Origin of the sequence: Acholeplasma laidlawii PG-8A, assembly GCF_000018785.1 — a bacterium.
GTDB lineage: Bacteria > Bacillota_I > Bacilli_A > Acholeplasmatales > Acholeplasmataceae > Acholeplasma > Acholeplasma laidlawii.
The window spans coordinates 762,151-780,711 of sequence record NC_010163.1; the positions used below are offsets into that span (position 1 = coordinate 762,151).

Here is an 18,561-nt window from a genome sequence, read left to right on the forward strand (position 1 = left end):
TTAATCTTTTTCCGCAAATAAGCGGTATGCTATTTTAGAAAATACCCATATTAGTAAAAGTAAAACTACTGATAATGCCGCAGCATAGCCCATTTCATAGCGAATAAATCCAAAATCATCAATATGGTTTGTGATTAGCTGTGCTGCATTTTGAGGTGTTGGATTAGATCCAGATAATGCAACGCCAATATATCCGTTTGTGAAAGTTGCCACGATCGCCATAACAGCTCCGAATAACATTTGAGGTTTCATCATTGGTATTGTTACATAGACAACTTCTTGAAATTTATTACGAATCCCTTCAATATAAGCTGCCTCATAAAGTTCTTCATTCCCATTTAATATACCAGCCAACATTGCTAAAAACCCTACACCCATACTACTCCATAGAGCAACTACGATAATAATTGGCATTAAATATTGTGGTGATTGTAGAAACTGTATCGGTCGGTCCAATATATTCATATCCATCAAAATAGCATTAATATAACCGGATTCATCACCTGAAAAAAGTGTACGCCAAACAACTGAAATAAATACTCCACCTACCATGGAAGGTGAATAAACTGCCAGTGCAATGATCGTTCTTGGTACTACTTGTATTTGTGCGAGCATCCATGCAAGTAGGAAAGATAGCATGTAGCCACCTGGTCCAACAATTAGTGAAAACATTAATGTATTTGGTAAAATATATTTTAAAAATACTGGGTCTTGTGTAAATATATTAATGAAATTTGTTAATCCCAAGTATTGAGGCATTTCAATTACATTAAAGGATGTTAAAGATAGGTAAATTGCAATTGCTACAGGAAATGCTATAAATAAACTAAATAACAAGACATAGGGTAGTAACATGAAAAATACTGTGAGGCTATCTTTAAACTTTGCATTTTTGAAAAATACATTTTTACGCTTAATCGTTTGATCCATGATAGCCTCCTGATGCATCTAACATTTGATTTCTAACCCATGTAATATCTCTAATTACATATGGTTTTATTAGGTTTCCTTCATTATCAAGAAAACCAAATTCAATCATTTTCTTTCGCATTTCTCTGTTTATTAAAATGGTATATCTGTCTACAGCAATACCTGTAGGTGTTCCATCAAACACTGCTGTATTCCATATATCTGAAATCGATCTTTCTAACATATATTGACCAGGTGTTCTCGGTACATCTATTAACCATTTAATTTGTTCTAAAATTACTTCTTTATCTTTTTCGGAAAAAGGTGATGCCATAAATGCATTAATATTACCAGAAATCCATGCATAAGTAGGTCCATAAGTAGACTGTAAATTAAATGAAAATTGTGATTGAGTTTCAGTTGACATCCACCACTTTAAAAAATCCCATGCATCATCAGGTTGATCAGTTTCATTCATAATCATACCTGCTGTACCATTAGCAATATAGTGACGGTTCGTACCAGCTGCTTCAGTAGTTATACTAGGATAAGGTGCTATTTCCCACATCCCAGTTAATTCAGGTGCAGCATTTTTAATAAGTTGATAAGTTCCAAAGTCCGCGATTCCAATTGGTAGTGTTGCATATCTAAATGAATTATAAAATGAAACTACTTGCTCAGGTAAAGCATAGTTTGTAAATAATTGATTTAAGAAAGTTAAACCTTGAACGGCTTCTTTTTCATTAATACTTGTTCTTAAGCCATCTTCAGAGTAAATATTACCACCAAATTGATATATAAACCCAGAGGTTTGATAAAACCACTTAATTGCAGTTCCACCTGCAATTGGATGGTAGAAATTCATACCATACTTTTGTAATTCAGGTAGAATTTGAATCACTTCTTCCCATGTATCTGGTACCATAAAATTTAAAGCATCAAATATATCTTTTCTATACATGACAACATTAAAGTCCAAAGTTTCAGGTAATGCATAAGCTTTATCATTTAAAATATAAGGAACAAATGCGCCTGGTGCAAATTGTGATGCGAATTCCCAATAATCATCAAAACTGGTTAAGTCATACGCTGAATTTCTAATTGCTAAGTCAAAAGGCATATAACTTGCTAGTCCTAGTGCAACATCCGGCTGTTGATTTGCAGCAGATGCCATAACAAGTTTATTTGCATCAGGCATTACTGAAATCTTAACTTGAATACCAGTTTGAGGTGTAAATGTTTGATCTGCCATCTTTTGCATCATATCTACATAAGTTATGGGTCTGTTTACCCAAACATCTAAAACACCATCTTCTTTAGTTAAGGCATATTTATTCGAACTAAAACTTGCGATAAATGATTGTGTTCCAGCATAAAGTGATTCAAAAATATTCGGATTTGCCTTTCTCAATCGCGTGTTATTATATAAATGCAATTGATTCAAATACATTTGTTGATTATTTAGTGTATCTAAAATATCACCTAAAAATTGATTAATAGAGCCAGTTCCCCCAACAAGATCCTCTAAATATAATGGCAATCTATTGTAATCTTTATAGATGTTTTCTGCTCTTGATAATGATTTTTGAAGGTTACTAATTGTTGCTGATTTTGCACCATTTGGTGCAAACAAACTGAGTTCATCAATACTAGCCTTTAGAAGTAAGATATAACTTTCCAAATATGCCTTAGATTCAGGCATTTGTTCACTAAATCTCCAAGTTCTATTCTTATCAACTTCTTTACCTGTAATTTTTCTGATTTCCAAAGTAAATGTATTGATATGATCTATAAGCATTTGTATGTTTCTAACAGCTTCTTGAACGGGTTCGCTTTCCGCTCTTAAAGTAATTGTATTTTTACCTGATTGGAAATAAAAATAGTAATCTGTTTGTTCATTGCCCAATGTTTCTACGCGCCAATTGCCTGCTTTTGTAGATTTAAACTGGTATGCTCTTACTTCATTAAACGGAATCTGTCCATTAATTTTAATAGATCTAAAAACAGGAAAATCAGCTTTAGGATTAGAATATCTAAATGCCAGTTTATAAAGGCCTGATTTTTCTACGTTGACTTCATAGGTTAAAGATTGACCTGGACGTTGCCAAGTTCTTCCGTCAATTACATTTAACTTTTTATAAACTGGGTCAAAAGGTAAAACACTAGGATTTACCTCACTGTATGCTTGTACATAACTTGAGTTTTTATAACTATAATTGGTTGCATCTATATCAATAATTCCATCAATAATCTCATAGTTGTTTTGGTTAATATATGTATCGTAGTCGATTTGTAAAACAGGTTTAAATACATCAATATCTCCTATTATAAATTTAGAGGAGGATGTATTTTCAATGGTTAGTTGATTTAAACCTTGTTTAAAATAAAATAAGAGTGGATCAATAGAAATATAGGTATTATTATATGCAGCTACATACTGCCAATCATCCATAATTATTTGATTTGGCAACACTTCATCACCATAGCGATCTGTCAGATAATTTTTTGACTCATCTTGCCAAATGATAGGTAGTTCGATAGTCTGCATTTCTTGATAATAACTTTCATCATTAATTTTTAGTGCAATAGTAATTTGATTCAGTGTAGCATTCGATACTTTATAGTTCATACCTACATGATAATAACCAGCTTCTTGTATTTCTATTTCGTAAGTAGCTATTTTATCTTTTGTCATTATCAAACTATATTGCATATTCTCTGAATCTATTAATGCATCAGAGTTTGTTAAACTTGCTGTAATTGTACTTAAGCCATAATCAACATTTTGTTGATGATCGCTTAAATAATCGACATACGTATATCTTGCATTATTAATGGATGCATTTAATAGTGTTTTTGTTTCTGAAACTAAATCATTTGTTATAGTTCCATCTGGCTTATAAATTGAAGTACCTCTTGTAAAGTAAATGATAGCAAAAACTAATAAAACAGTCGCTAAACCCCAAACAATAGATCGTTTAATTTTACCCATCATGATAAAAAACCTCCCTTTTTCATTATGAAGGCACCAAACAATTGTCTAGTGCCAACATAATAAAGATTACTAAAATTTATTATTTAAAATCAGCGTCTGTCTTGCCGTAATGTGTTTTAAGTCCGGCTTTCAACTTAGCCCATTCATCAGCAAATCTTTGGTTTACCTGTGTATTCCATTCAGGCAACTTAGCTAATACAGCATTTGTAAATCCAGCATCTGTACGACGTGGAGAAGTAGCTTCAGGGTTACCAGTTAAGACGGTTGGTAAGTTAAAGTTATTCCATTCATATAGAATTTCAGATCTTACACCATCTTTATCGTAATACCAAGGGTAAGCTTTATCAGAGACGTCAATAACTTTACCTGATGAGAATACTTCCATCATATAGTGGAAACCAGGGAATTGTTCTTTATCTGCAAGCATTGTATGATTTTCTGCAGAGAACCAAATATCCATTTGACGTTCAAATGCAGCACCAGTTACTAGAGGTACAGAGTCATTCATAGCAGTTTTAACTGTAGCACCATTTGTATACATTTGGTCAGCTCTTGCTTGCCATGCACGGTCATCACCAATCCAGAATGATGCAAATGTATAAGCAATTTGTAATTTATTAAATTCTTCATCAGATAATTCTGAATTATTATCATCTAAAGCATAATTATGAATTGCAAGTGGGTCAAGTACTACACCTACTGTATTATCAACGTAATCTGTACTAGGTCTTGGATAAATATCCCAATTGTTTGATTGAACAGCACCCCAATGTAATGGATCAGGGTTTGCAGCATCACCTAACATCCAAGGATCTCCATCAAGTGTTAATAATGCACCATTTTTAAAGAAGTTGAAACTCCACCAACCATTAGCATCCATAAATGGAGCCATTGGGTCGCCTACTTTATCAAATTGTGGCCATACTGAGTGTTCTGACCATTCAGCGATATAAGGAATTAATGATCTAACTTGTGCAGAATTAAGATCAATATATGGATCATTTCCAGTATGATTAACAAGTGATTGTGCCATTGTAGTTGATCCTGTGAATATAAAACTCTTTGGAGTATCCATAGAACCATACCAAGAATTAGCTACAGAATGGCTAACAAAGTCTGTATATTCATCAATTGTCCAATCTGGATCAGGAATATCAATATTGTTATCATCTGCTAATTGCTTATTGATATATACGCCCCAAGGTTGTAAGAATTGTGGTAAACCAGCTTGAACTCCATAGTAATTCATCATGCTCATAATACCTTTATTAAATGATTTATACATAGGGTCATCACTAAATACAGATAAGTCTGATACCATACCACGTTGAACTTCACCAGGTAAATCTGTTGATGCCCATATATCAATTGTTTTACCATGTTCTAAAATGAAGTTTTCTCTAAACTGAGACCAACTCACACCATCATCATGTGGACCATTGACTTTAGTGATAACATTGATCTTAACATTTGGATAATCTTTGTTAAACTCTTTAGCTACTGCATAAATAGTTGCAGCATTTTGAGAGACTAACTGATCAGGTGTTAGATTTTTCTTACCGATATCTTGGTAGAATTCTCCGTCTCCTGACCACAACATAATTGTAATTTCACCACTAGCCGCTTTATCTAATCCTTTATAACTAGGACCACAAGCTACTAATAGTAATACTACCATTGCAAGTAAACTTGAAACAAAAATCTTTTTCATACTTTTCCTCCTATTTGGAATGTATAATTAATAGACATTTTTATTATATCACCTTATGAAAACGATTACAACTATAGTATTCATCATTTTACAACGTTTTCGTATTTTACTAAATCGTTTTCTCAAAAATGGTCATTTTTCCGCAAAACTGTTAGTTTTTAACTGGATGTTTCTTAATTTTCGTTACTAATATTTTCGTTTAAAACAAATGTTGTAGTTGCTTTTGCTGGTAGTTTATAATTCATTTGGCTACCATTTATATCTAAACTAAACATCATTGAATTAGAAGATTTATTATGTACCACGACTGTAATACTACCATCAGGGTTTAAAAATGCTGTGTTTAGTAAATTTGCATTACTTGTTTTACTATCTATTCTATATGCTCCAACCTCTACAAATTTAGAAAAATGTCCGATCATATAGTATTCTTCATTTTTAATAACCTCTGAAGTTTCACTATGAATAGTTAAAATGCCACGGCAATTTTGGCACCCACCATTGATAGGTCCATTGTTTTCATTTAAGGCAATGTTCCACATCAATACACCTTTAGCGCCGCGATTTAGAGAACCCATAAAAATATTTTCCATATTCCACGATATATTGTCTCCAAAATTCGTAGCCCATAAACCACCGGATATTTCTGTGAACCAAATACCTTTATCAGGAAATATGTTACCTAATCTTGAAGTTTCTGATACATTTCCACCATAACCATGTAATGCAACCCCTGCAATATATTGATTTGCTTTACTATTTAGTACAGTTATTGGGTAGTCCATTCGATCCCAATTATGGTCATATGCCATGATTAATGTATCGATATTGGCTTCATTAAATTGGATGCCCATAGACTCAATTAAATTTATTTGTTGATCTGGCAACATTTTCATTGTAGGATAAGTGTTTGATTCATGAAGTGGTTCATTTTGCGGTGTAACTGCATATATATCGATGCCTTGAAGCTTCATAGCTTCAATATATTTAACAAAATATTGTGCATAGACATCGATGTACTTATCCAGTAAACTACCACCATTAAGGTGTTTATTATCTTTCATCCAAGCTGGTGCACTCCATGGAGATGCCATAATAAATAGGTCGTTATTTCTTATGAGTGCTTCTTTTAAAACTGGTATAAGATGTTGCATCTCTCTATCGATAGAAAAGTTATTTAATGCTAAGTCTTCTATGTTACTTGGCGTATCATTATACGTATAATTGTCTAAGGAAAAGTCAGATGCACCTATAGTAAGTCGCATAAATGACATATTTAACCCTTCTTTGTTAAATAGTTCATCTAATACATTATGTTTATCATTTTCATCCAAATTATTAATGACTAAAGCACTAGATTCTGTCATCGCTGCTCCAAAACCATCAATTACTTGGTATTTTATACTAGGATCAATATTGATTTTTGTGTACTCTGAATCTAAATCTATAGTGGTATTTGAAGCCTCTTCTTTTTTAAGTAATTTGCTTTTATCAGCCCATGTTGTAAAGCTATCCACTGAATAAGTTTTTTTCACGATAGGGGGTTCTCCATTATTCGTATTATCACATGCAATAAGCATCATTAAACATATACACACTAAGCATAACAAGAAGATACGCTTATGTATCTGTGTGCTAGCTTGTAACTTTAACATAATCGATTAAAAATTCTACTGGGAAAATTGAGTCATCTATTTTACCGCCCCAGTTACCACCTATCGCCAAATTAATTATCATGAAAAACGGTTCATCAAACGGCCAATTATCTAACCCTTGCTTATCTTCTTTAGGTGCTTTAAATAATAGTTCATTATCTAAATAATAATTAAAACCTTCTTTGGACCATTCTAGTTTATAGACATGAAAATCATCACTCAAGTTTTTAATTTCTTTTTTTAGATGTAGATTGTTTGATTTTGTATGATTGAAGTTTTTAGAGTGTAATGAAAAATGTAATGCGTCCGGTTCTTTACCTACATATTCCATCAAATCAATTTCACCACAAGTTGGCCAACCAACTTTATGAATATTATCCCCCAACAACCAAAATGCTGGCCAAGTTCCTAATCCCTTTGGTAACTTCATACGCACTTCAATTGCTCCGTATTGAATACTCACTTTATTTTTTGTAGTTATTTTCGCAGATGTATATTTTCGATGTTCAAAATCTTCTTTACGAGCCACAATATGTAGTAGGCTATCCTCTATATAAATGTTATCTAAGCGGTCTGTGTAAAACTGATCTTCATTGTTTCCAAAACCACTACCACCAACATCAATATTCCAGTATGTTTGATTAGGTTTTGTTCCTACATCAAAATGATCATAAAAAACTATTTTTTTCATAATATCTCCTTTATTTTTGTTCTAAGTTTGGAATCTATATAGTATTTCGTAGAATTCAGATCTCCTGTATTATCTTCTTCTATAATCAGTAGTTTTGCATCAATAGATAATACTTGTGTATGATATACATCTTTTTTAACATTATAAATTTTATTTTTTTCAAGATGAACTGCTTCAATACTTAATGATTTTTCATCATTAACATCTAAAAATAATAAAGTTGCAGAACCATCTAATAGAACAAATACTTCATCCGTTTCATGATGTGCTTCAAAATATATCAAGCCATCCAAACTACAGTCATCAATATAATTTAGTATGGCAACACGCCAATTTTGGTAAGTCATTAAACTTTTGTAGCCCTCTTGACTAAATTCAAATAGTTCATAATTCATCTAGATATACCTCGATGTCTCCCTCAATTTTTGTATGTTCAATGTTGATAGGTTGTCCTTGATATAAAACTTTATCAATTTTATAAGCGCCATAATCTAAGTTTTTCAAGTTAATATACGTGATTTTAATTAGTTTTCCATGAATAAAGGTTTGAATGCTTGCTCTATGATTTATAAAATCTTCTCGAACTAATTTTGGATTAAGTGTTAATTTTCCGTAATAAAATGTAATTCCGAACACCTGTTCTTGTAAGAGTTTTAATAGCCAACTTGCACTTCCAGTTAAATAAAGATATTTGCCAACACCTTTGTCAGTAAAATACTCTGGAATTCCAAGCACCGTATGTGCATCAGGGTGTATCGCACGCATTATCAGTGATTTATAACCTTCATTACCTAGTTGAACTAAATTATAATTATATAACCCATAGACATACATGATGGCCATATGTGAGAATACAGCACCATTTTCTTTGTGATTATAACTAAACCCGAATGCTCTGCCCATGTCCATCATAATTTTATGATAGTTAGAGTTTAAATGATACCCTCCATTATCTTTATTAAATAATAGTTTTTTTGTTGTATCTGCTACGCTTTTAGCCTGAGACATGGTTAGTGTTTCATTTAGAAGTGCCATCGCCTGGCCCGTTAAGTTCATCGTATCTGCAGTATCTAAAAATACATTACTATCTGTTATATAACTTTGAAGATGTGTATCCTTAATCCAAGCGTTTTCATTTATATGATCAATTCTTTTTTTATAGAGCTCAACGAGTTGATAAGATAACTTAGTGGCATCCACTTCAACCGTAGTATCTTTAAAATCAGAAACGTTATCAAAGAATGTTTTTAGATCAATTGTTTCAAAGATTAGATCATAGAGTGATTTAAATAGGCGAACAGGTCTATTAATTTTTTCAATCACTTCTGCCATCTTCATTAAATTACTTGCATAAAAATGGGTAAATGCTATCGTTTCACCGTTATTTTTGGCCATATCCAAACCATCATTCCAGTCAGCATTTTCTAATCTTACAAAGCCAAATTTACCGGTGTTAAAATGTGCAACAATATTTTGTAATAGTAAATGTTCCAAAATAGTGCCTAGATAAGGTTTGTTATGTACTCTTAGAATATGTTCACTTGTTTCTATATCTCTTGTTTTATTCGTATAGTGTGTGAATTGATCATGAAAGTAAGTTTGCTGCTTAAATAAGAACTCGATATGCCCAGTACTATGAATGTATGATAATGTAGTAAGTAATGGCCAAGCCCCATGATCAGACCATACACGGACTATTTTATTTCTATCTGCTAGGAACTCTCCAGGTTTATCGCCAATAATTGTTGCGTTAGAACCATCAATTCGTATCCCTTGAAAATTATTAAATAATAAGGTTTCGACGGATTCATCATTAATAAGGATTAAACTGAGTAAATCTTGCCAAAGATCACGCCAACCCCTTCCCCCTCTACCATAATCATGATGTGGTAGGTAGGAATTACCAAAAATTCGTCTTAACACAGGTTGAAATCTTACCCATCTTAGAAGTAATTCAACATCCTTATTTACCATGCTAATAGAGAGTTTGCTACTTTCTGCTTCAAAATAATTACGCATGTGTTTAAATGCTTCTTCAACAGATTTTTTTGTTTTGTACTTGTTTATAATATGTAATGCATCTTCATTTTGATTAAAAATACCCATACTTATATTAAATGTTGCTGTTTCTTCAGGTTTTAGTATGAAGGGTTCAAATCCAATCGCGCCAATAACTTCATACCCAGGTTTGGGTTCGAAATCTTTTCTGTAAATACCTTTAGGAAAATTAAATGAACCACCATCTATAAAATCCTCTAGGCTCGTAATGATTCTATTTACTTTCGTTGTAGGACTATATGCAGAGACTGTATAAGCCTCATGATTTAAATGATGACCTCTTTCATCAAAACTTAAAGTTGGTTTAACTAATACAGTTTGTTCATTGATTTCAACTTTATTTAGTAAGGATGTGACATGACGATGATCTCTTATATTATCGGCACTTCTTGCATAAATCGGTATGGCTGTAATTACATCTAGAGTTAGATTCTTATTAGATGTGTTTTTAATGGTGACCTCTAATAGTTCTAAATTATCATGTAATGGTATGAAAGAAAGTGATTCAATAGAAAATAAAGTGTTACTTCTAACAACTCTTTGATAGAGTAAATCATACTCTACTTGCAATTCATCATTCTGCTGTAGATATGTGTTGCCATTTAAAAAATACATTTCATCATCGATTGTAAAGATGATATTTCTTGACATATGATTGGCATAAAGATCATTTTCAGTCGTTGGTTCAAGTAAGTAATGATGATGATCCGTTTTAATATCTCCACCGAAAAATGGTGTAATCGAAGATTTTAATTGTCCTAAATTATATAAAGGCAGATATTGTCCATAATTTTTCTTAATTGATTGCTTTTTTTTCATATATTTTAACCATGTCTCATCATTTTGATTTCATAGATATGGATATTTGATTTATTAAATTTTATCGAAAGTACTTGTTTTCCAGGATCAGCTAGCAGACTCGCTCTTGCGTGGACCTTGTTACCTTCAGTGCCATGTATTGTAATTGTTGTTTTATATTGATTATTCAGGTACAGTGAAAATGGTAATTGCGCTAAACTTTGTACATCACTTGATAGAGTAAAATCGACCAAGTACTTCCCTGGCATTTCTAGAGCTACAGGAAAATTTAAGATAGCATCTTTTTCTAAAATAGAAAGGACATTATTATCAAGTGAAACGGATTTTATATGCTTTAGAGCAGCATCAAAAACAAAGTTTAATGGTTCCCATGGTTTCATACCACACTTTGGATATTCCATCTTACTAAACAGGTTTAAATCGACTATATTTAGGTTACTTGATTCAAAATTTTCAGTGTTAAAATAATAAATATTTGTATCATATTTATTTGATTTTACTGCGATTGCGTGTTGTTTATTTTTGTGAATATAGACTTTAAGTTTTTTATGCTTTATCGTGTCAATTTTGTCTATTTGATGGTTAAAAATCAACGGATTTATAACGAATTTTTGACCATTTACCAATAGTTCTTCTATAAGCGGCAATTTTATATCCTTTGCATCATATTTAAACCAATAATTTCTCCTATTTTTTGAGGGTTTAAATTCTAGTTGATGCATACGACTAAATGCTGGCGTTTTTAGTAAAAAGTTTAGAATATTTTTAGCTACCCTTTGCAAGTGAGACTTTTTAAGTTCGCCATTTAAGTAACTTTCTTTTGAATTGTCATGATTTGAATTTGATTTGGCATCACTAATAACCATATATAAATCATTTTGGCTGATGATCATTGCCTTAGTATTCTTAACATCACCAGGACCATTAAAATCATTCATTTTAGCCCACCAATCGGTGACTAAAATACCATCAAATCCCCACTCATCCCTTAAAAGGAGTGAGTTAACCTCAAAATGAGAGGCTGTCCATAAACTATTCACCGGATTATAAGATGTCATGATTGCACGGGCTTTACCCACTTTTATTGCAATTTCAAAGCCTCTTAAATAGATTTCTCTTTGAGCACGTTCAGATACTACTGCATCTACATTAAATCGATCTGTTTCTTGATTATTTGCAAATAAATGCTTGAGTGTCCCTGTAACACCTTCTTTTTGTAAACCAATGACTGCACTTGATGCCATAAGTCCTGTAAGCAGTGGATCTTCTGAATAATATTCAAAATTACGGCCATTTAGAGGATGTCTTAAAATATTCATACCTGGACCCAAGATTAAATCAATATGATAAGCTTTCATTTCCTTACCAAGTAGTTGGTAAAGTGTTTCAACCATATTCAAATCAAAACTTGAGGCTAAGGCTATGCCATTAGGTAAACTTGAAGCATAAAAACCAGAGTCCATACGAATACCACTAGGTCCATCTGCTGCACATGCAATCGGTATACCCTTATCAAGTAATTCATCGGTCACACCGCCAAATGCTGATGCAGTTCCTGGTGTCACTTTAGGTGAACTCATACCTTCACCTCGTGTGAGTTCAATGAGTTGATCAATTTCAAGTGATCCGATAAATTCATCCATAGTATGTTTATGCTCATAAACATCTAATAATGTAATATCAGATGTATTGCTTGGTATTTCTCTAGGTATATGATCTTTAATTGTTTCATTATAATTGGTAGTTCTTAAAGGTACATCTTCATAGATAATTTGATAGTTTTCATCTGGTTTGATACGTTTAAAAGGCTTAACCGGTGCTGATATTTCTCTTGATAAATGTGTAATGATATCATCAATAATTTCAATTTCACCGTATTGTGTGTGGTGTCTTGATGAATTTCCAATATAGAATTTATATAAACCTTTTTCTAGCACAAAAGAAGATTTAAATACATGCCCAATATCATCAAAGCTTGCTAGATTATATAAATCAATTTTAATTTCGATGATTTGATTTTCTTTTGGTTCAAGTTCTCTGGTTTTAGCAAATGCTGCTAAAACCATTTTAGGTTTACCTAATAATCCTTGAGGTGCATTTAAATAGATTTGGACAACTTCTTTTGCTCTATGTCTACCAGTATTCTTAACCTCTATTTTAAAGGTTATAATTTTATCATCCATATCAAAAGATATAGGTTTAATTTTAAATTCAGAGTAAGTGAGTCCAAAACCAAATGGATATCTCACAGCAGTGTGATTAAATGTCTCAAAATATCTATAACCAACATAAATATCTTCTTCATATATGACTTGTGATTTATGTCCGAAATTATGGAATGCGGGCTCTGATGATAAGTCATTAACTAATGTCATAGGTAGTTTACCTGATGGTGACTTATAACCTACCATTACATCTTTTAGAGCTAATGCTCCATACTGTCCACCATGCCATGCAAAGATAAGTCCATCAATTTGATAAGTATCCATAAAAGTTAGATCCATAGCATTACCAACATTTAATACAACTATTGTTTTCTTAAAATGAGAAGTTACATCTTTAAGTAGACTTAACTCTTCATCTGTTAAATAATAACTTCCTTTTGTCGGTTTGTTATCTTTATCTTCCCCTGCTGTTCTACCAAATACTACTATCGCAATGTCACTTTCTTTAGAAGCATTTAATACTAAACTAGTGTCTAAAAGCATTTCTTGTTGATTCCATGGTTCAGATGCCCATTGCCCATTACCGGAATCGAATGGATTTTCTTCTACCCATTTTTTATAAACATCATAAACGTTCATATTTACAGATACATTGGGATCATTAATAAACGATTCAATTAATGAAGGTACATGCTTAACATTTACCAAACCTCCAGAGCCAGTACCAGATTTATAGTAATTAAACTGAATTCTACCGAAAACAGCAATTTTTTTATCTTTTAGTGGTAACACATCGTTATTTTTAAGTAAGACGATACCTTCACCAGCTGCATACTTTGAAAAAGTTGCAAGCTCAGCAAGCGGATTCATCCGTTCGATGTTCATATTATTTAAATATTTTTGCATGTCATATCTCCATATCAATAATTTAAGAAATCGTTTTCTTAACTATATTATATGGTTTTTTTAGAATATTGCAAGCGTTTACAAAAGAAAAAGAGTTTTCGTTAAGAAAACCCTTTTTCGTTAATATATTTACTTAAATAAAATGAAAGTAATTAAATTGCACAACCATCCGGACCACATATATCATCATCTGATCCGATAGTTTGGAATGGATTTGCTTCTTTGTATGCTTGTTCAATTGCTTGATTAAACATTTCTATGGGTTGAGCACCACTTACTGCATATTTTCTATCTAATACAAAGAATGGTACACCACGCACGCCAATGCTTTGAGCTTCTTCAATTTCTTTAGCTACTTCATCATGAAATTGGTTAGATTCAAGTACTACTTTTGCTTCATGAACGTCAAGTCCTAATGTGTTAACAATATCTAATAAGACTTTATCATCATGAATGTTTAAACCCTTAGTAAAATAAGCATCAAAAAGTTTTGTTGAAAGTACTGATTCTTTACCAAAAGTTCTAGCCCATTTTGCTAGTCTATGTGCTTTAAAAGTGTTTGTCATCTTCATGTTGTCATAATCATAAACGAGACCTACTTGTTTTGCACGCTCTACAGTCTGCATAAACATTTGTTTTGTTTGATTCAAACTAACACCTTTCATTCTAGAAAAAATAGTATAACTATCTTCTGTTGTTTCAAAAGGTGCATCTGGACTTAACTGATAAGCCTTATAAATGACTTCGATTTTATCTTTATCTTTAAAATTGTTTAGTGCTTGTTCAAATATTGTTTTACCAATATAACAAAACGGACATGAAAAGTCACTCCATACTTCAATTTTCATCTTCATACCTCTACTTTCTTATAGTATTCATTTTAACATGACCTACATAATAAAAAGTTGCCTAGGCTTAGGCAACTCTGATTATGTGAATTTACTTACCTTCTAAGGCAATTAAACTCACGATAAGTAATAATAAAGGTTGATAGACGGTGTTCCAAATAACTGCTACAACTGCTTGTACTTGAGTCCATAAATCACTGCTTGATTCCCATGCATCCATGTATGCTTGGAAAGAACCTAAAAACAATGATGCAAAAACAACACCTGCTACTACTAAACCTACTAATCCAATAAGTCTTCTCATTTATTAAACACCTCCATGTTTAATTCATTTTACAATATTATAAACTAGATGTTTTAAAAAATACTTTACTTTTTGTCGTAGGCAATAATTTCATCAATAGTTTGACTAATAAATTTAATAGCTTCTTTTAATGGTTTACTTGTTTTTAAATCTACATCAACCATGAGTGCTAAATCTAATGGCTTTTTAGTAGCTCCAGCTTTTAAGACTTCAATCCAATCTTTTGGATCTAATGTTTTTTCAAAAATTCTTTGTGAAACAACAGTACCTAATGTTAACCCTGCTGAGTAAGTATAAGGATATAGACCCATAAAGTAGTGTGGTTGACGCATCCAAGTTAAGCCTGCATAATCAGGAATAACGACTGCATCACCCCAAAATTGTCTTAATACATCTAATTTAATATTATTTAAGACACTTGCAGAGATTGGTTCATAATTATCAATCTTTTCATAAACTTTTCTTTGGAATGCTGCTTCTAGTAAGTGTGTAACAAAGTTATGATAATACGTTCTAGAAATCATTACGGATTGAATCCAACGTTTTGTGCGTGCATCTGTTGCATGTTTCATTAAATGACGTGCCATAATCAACTCGTTTGTTGTAGATGGTGCCTCAATGAAATATAAAGAAGGTCTTGTATTAAAAATGTTTTGATATTTATTTGCATATTGGAAATGACCTGCATGCCCAATTTCATGGGCAAGTACCATTACTTCATCCATTTGACCATTCCAGTTAATTAAAATGAATGAATTTTGACCATAAGGTGATGAGCAAAAACCACCTGTAGATTTACCAACGTTTTGAGGAAAATCAATCCATCTTTCATCAAATGAACGTCTAACAATCTCTAAATAGTCTTCACCTAATATAGATAGACCATCCATTAATAACTCTTTAGAAGACTCAATTGTAACTTTAGGCTCAAAAGAATCATCTACAGCAATCTTTAAATCTGCATAAGTTACTTGGTCAAGACCATGTAATTTGCCTAAATGTTTAGCATATTTGCGCATTGCAGGTGCTAAATCTTTCATAATGACATCGATTTGACGATCCATAAATGATTTAGGTACTTTTTGACTATATAAAAGATAGTCAAAAACGGATTTAAAACCTCTTGCATCAGCAAGTGCTTTTTCTTTTTGAAGTTGAGCATAATACTGACTAGCAAAACCGTGTTGATATTCACTTAACTTGCTATAGAAGGCTTCATATGATTTTCTACGCACCTTTGTGTTTCCATCATATTCATATTCATTTTCAAATAAAGTAAATGAATTCGGGTATGTTTGACCATCTACTTCAAAATCACTAAACTTCATATCGACTAACTTGAAGCGGTTGTAACTTCCATAAGGTGCATTTAATACAGGAGATAATGCATTAAGAAGTTTTTCAGCTTCAGGTTTTAGTGTATGTTTTTTATACTCTAAAACATCTTCTAAATAGAGTTTATTAGATTCATCTATCCTCATCGCATCCATCAGTACTTTCTTAGTGACTTTATTGAGTTCACTATGAAAGAAATTGAGTTGTTTGGATACTTTTTGTAGTCTTATAGAAGTTTTACCACTTCTCATTTGGTTTGCCTCATCCACACCATCCACAGAGGATTGTAAGGATGCATAAGCACTTAAACTGGTAATCATTTCATTAATGACTTTTAGATCGTTTAAACTGCTTGTAATAATATGAGCATCTGTTAATCTTTTTTCATATTTAACGACGAACTCTTTAACCAAACCTTCTAAAGTATCAAATGTTTGATTAAATGCTTGGTCATCTTTATAAATTGAATGAACATCCCATGTATGCTTAATATCAATCTCAGATCGTTTTGGTAATTGTTTTTTCATATTTATCCTTCTTTCTTAACGCTTTCGTATATAAATCACATATAACATAAATAGTATAAATAAATAGATGGGTAGGATGATGATATATACCCAATAATTATATATATCACCAATTAAAAGTGTAATGCTTAAAGCTAGAGACCATTGAAACAATGTAAAGTATAAGAATATGTACTTGATTTGCCTCCAAAAGAAGAAAAACCAGAGTAATACTAAACTAGAAACAGGTATAGCATATATAAGCACATGCCAAGCAGGATAATCAACTTTTAAAATAGATAATATACCAAAAGTAGTACCTGCAATTAACCATGCTATGGATGCATAAAAGTAGGCTAAAAGATAACGATGTTTAAATAAAGAAAATCGTTGTTTTCTTTTGGATATCAACTGATCTACACTAATTCCAAGAACACAGATAATTCTTTTATCACAAAGATATCAGGAACCCCTTCTCCTCTTTCCCATTTAGATATCGATTTATCTGAGTAGTTTAGTTTATCCGCTAACTCTAGCTGTGTAAGTGCCATTTTTTTTCTATAATATACAATGTTATCAGCTAAATATTTAGTTATTAAGTCTTTATTATTATTTTCCATGTCTATATTGTATCATAAAGTATCATTCTACTCCCAGTAGAATCTTGAAAATTAACTCTATTGTGTGAAAATAATTAGTAGGTTTACCTATTAGCGAAGCGGATTTATAATAAATAGTAGTAAATAGACACTATAAAGGAGTAATTTGACATGATAAAAATAATTGTAGATTCAACCTGCGACTTAAGTGAAGCTTTTATCGAAAAATATCAAATTGATATCGTACCACTTCAAGTCATCATCAATGACAAAAACTATAAAGATAAGTTTGAAGTAGATATCAATCAACTATACGAGCACATTAGACAAAAAGATGACATCAAAACTTCATTACCAAGTTATGACGATATCTTCCCAATCTTTGAAAAATACGCAAAAGCAAATCAACCATTTATATTCTTCTCATTTTCTAAAGCACTGTCTGGTACATTTAACTTTGCAAATTTATTAATCAAAGATCTAAAAGATACCTACAACACACAAATGAGCGTTGTAGACTTTAAAAATGGTGGTCTTGCAAGTGCAGTAATGATGGAAGAAATTGTAGCTTTCATGGAAACTAATAATAACATTGATGATGTAGTTAAGTTTAGTGAGCATTTAGTCAATCGCATGCATCACGCAGTGATGCTTGAAGACTTATCTCAATTAAGAAAAGGTGGCAGAATCTCTGCTGTCAAATCCATCATATCAAGCGCATTATCAATTAAACCTATCTTAGAACTTGTTGATGGACATATTGCATCCTATAAAAACGCAATCGGTTCTAAACGTGCACTAAATGATCTCATGCATTATGTAACTTCAAAAGCACCAGACAAAGAAACTAAAATCGGTGTACTTTATTCAGCAAATGAGGATTTATTAAATCAGATGCTAACAAGACTTGATAAGCATGGTTATAAAAACATTGTTGTTGGTAGAATCGCAAGTGTAATGACAGCACATATTGGCTTAGACGCTGTATCAGTTTGTTTCTTAAGTAATTAATTTAAAACACTTCAAACCTAAATCAATGTTTGAAGTGTTTTTTTTTTAT

13 protein-coding genes are annotated in these 18,561 nt (G+C 31.9%); 1 reads left to right on the top strand and 12 read right to left on the bottom strand.

Annotation, left to right across the window (positions count from 1 at the left end):
- The 12 genes from ACL_RS03600 to ACL_RS03655 form a co-directional block, all read right to left on the bottom strand.
- A complete protein-coding gene (locus ACL_RS03600) occupies positions 1-930 on the bottom strand; it encodes a carbohydrate ABC transporter permease (RefSeq protein ID WP_012242670.1) in 930 nt (309 codons plus the stop codon).
- A complete protein-coding gene (locus ACL_RS03605; protein ID WP_012242671.1) occupies positions 914-3,904 on the bottom strand; it encodes an extracellular solute-binding protein in 2,991 nt (996 codons plus the stop codon). Before ACL_RS03605 ends, ACL_RS03600 begins: the two co-directional genes overlap by 17 nt.
- 79 nt (positions 3,905-3,983) lie before the next feature.
- Positions 3,984-5,615, bottom strand: a complete 1,632-nt coding sequence (locus tag ACL_RS03610) for an ABC transporter substrate-binding protein (RefSeq protein ID WP_012242672.1) — start codon at positions 5,613-5,615, stop codon at positions 3,984-3,986.
- Positions 5,616-5,788: 173 nt separating this feature from the next.
- On the bottom strand, positions 5,789-7,150 hold the full coding sequence (locus ACL_RS03615) for a glycoside hydrolase family 30 protein (protein ID WP_049751949.1): 1,362 nt from the start codon (positions 7,148-7,150) through the stop codon (positions 5,789-5,791).
- Positions 7,151-7,250: 100 nt separating this feature from the next.
- Positions 7,251-7,961, bottom strand: a complete 711-nt coding sequence (locus tag ACL_RS03620; protein ID WP_012242674.1) for a glycoside hydrolase family 16 protein — start codon at positions 7,959-7,961, stop codon at positions 7,251-7,253.
- On the bottom strand, positions 7,958-8,356 hold the full coding sequence (locus tag ACL_RS03625) for a hypothetical protein (RefSeq protein WP_012242675.1): 399 nt from the start codon (positions 8,354-8,356) through the stop codon (positions 7,958-7,960). The genes ACL_RS03620 and ACL_RS03625 overlap by 4 nt, the downstream gene beginning before the upstream one ends.
- Entirely contained in the window at positions 8,346-10,838 is a 2,493-nt protein-coding gene (locus tag ACL_RS03630; protein WP_012242676.1) for a GH36-type glycosyl hydrolase domain-containing protein, read from the bottom strand. The genes ACL_RS03625 and ACL_RS03630 overlap by 11 nt, the downstream gene beginning before the upstream one ends.
- Positions 10,839-10,843: 5 nt before the next feature.
- Entirely contained in the window at positions 10,844-13,909 is a 3,066-nt protein-coding gene (locus tag ACL_RS03635) for a glycoside hydrolase family 3 protein (protein ID WP_012242677.1), read from the bottom strand.
- Between the two features lie 152 nt (positions 13,910-14,061).
- On the bottom strand, positions 14,062-14,757 hold the full coding sequence (locus ACL_RS03640; protein ID WP_012242678.1) for a DsbA family oxidoreductase: 696 nt from the start codon (positions 14,755-14,757) through the stop codon (positions 14,062-14,064).
- A 91-nt stretch (positions 14,758-14,848) separates the two neighbouring features.
- On the bottom strand, positions 14,849-15,061 hold the full coding sequence (locus ACL_RS03645; protein ID WP_012242679.1) for a hypothetical protein: 213 nt from the start codon (positions 15,059-15,061) through the stop codon (positions 14,849-14,851).
- A 65-nt stretch (positions 15,062-15,126) separates the two neighbouring features.
- Positions 15,127-16,923 carry an oligoendopeptidase F gene (pepF, locus tag ACL_RS03650; RefSeq protein WP_012242680.1) on the bottom strand — a complete coding sequence of 599 codons (1,797 nt, stop codon included), beginning with the start codon at positions 16,921-16,923 and terminating at the stop codon, positions 15,127-15,129.
- A gap of 395 nt (positions 16,924-17,318) precedes the next feature.
- The gene (locus tag ACL_RS03655; protein ID WP_012242682.1) at positions 17,319-17,522 is read right to left on the bottom strand and encodes a helix-turn-helix domain-containing protein; all 204 of its coding nucleotides are present in this window, start codon (positions 17,520-17,522) and stop codon (positions 17,319-17,321) included.
- Between the two features lie 150 nt (positions 17,523-17,672).
- On the opposite strand from ACL_RS03655, the gene ACL_RS03660 reads away from it, so the two are divergent.
- A complete protein-coding gene (locus tag ACL_RS03660) occupies positions 17,673-18,512 on the top strand; it encodes a DegV family protein (RefSeq protein WP_012242683.1) in 840 nt (279 codons plus the stop codon).
- Positions 18,513-18,561: the final 49 nt, after the last annotated feature.

What these genes read in the sequence shown, in the direction of transcription:
- ACL_RS03600 (WP_012242670.1), bottom strand. Translation starts at nt 930, where the DNA reads ATGGATCAAACGATTAAGCGTAAAAATGTATTTTTCAAAAATGCAAAG.
- ACL_RS03605 (WP_012242671.1), bottom strand. Translation starts at nt 3,904, where the DNA reads ATGATGGGTAAAATTAAACGATCTATTGTTTGGGGTTTAGCGACTGTT.
- ACL_RS03610 (WP_012242672.1), bottom strand. Translation starts at nt 5,615, where the DNA reads ATGAAAAAGATTTTTGTTTCAAGTTTACTTGCAATGGTAGTATTACTA.
- ACL_RS03620 (WP_012242674.1), bottom strand. Translation starts at nt 7,961, where the DNA reads ATGAAAAAAATAGTTTTTTATGATCATTTTGATGTAGGAACAAAACCT.
- ACL_RS03625 (WP_012242675.1), bottom strand. Translation starts at nt 8,356, where the DNA reads ATGAATTATGAACTATTTGAATTTAGTCAAGAGGGCTACAAAAGTTTA.
- ACL_RS03630 (WP_012242676.1), bottom strand. Translation starts at nt 10,838, where the DNA reads ATGAAAAAAAAGCAATCAATTAAGAAAAATTATGGACAATATCTGCCT.
- ACL_RS03635 (WP_012242677.1), bottom strand. Translation starts at nt 13,909, where the DNA reads ATGCAAAAATATTTAAATAATATGAACATCGAACGGATGAATCCGCTT.
- ACL_RS03640 (WP_012242678.1), bottom strand. Translation starts at nt 14,757, where the DNA reads ATGAAAATTGAAGTATGGAGTGACTTTTCATGTCCGTTTTGTTATATT.
- ACL_RS03645 (WP_012242679.1), bottom strand. Translation starts at nt 15,061, where the DNA reads ATGAGAAGACTTATTGGATTAGTAGGTTTAGTAGTAGCAGGTGTTGTT.
- pepF (WP_012242680.1), bottom strand. Translation starts at nt 16,923, where the DNA reads ATGAAAAAACAATTACCAAAACGATCTGAGATTGATATTAAGCATACA.
- ACL_RS03655 (WP_012242682.1), bottom strand. Translation starts at nt 17,522, where the DNA reads ATGGAAAATAATAATAAAGACTTAATAACTAAATATTTAGCTGATAAC.
- ACL_RS03660 (WP_012242683.1), top strand. Translation starts at nt 17,673, where the DNA reads ATGATAAAAATAATTGTAGATTCAACCTGCGACTTAAGTGAAGCTTTT.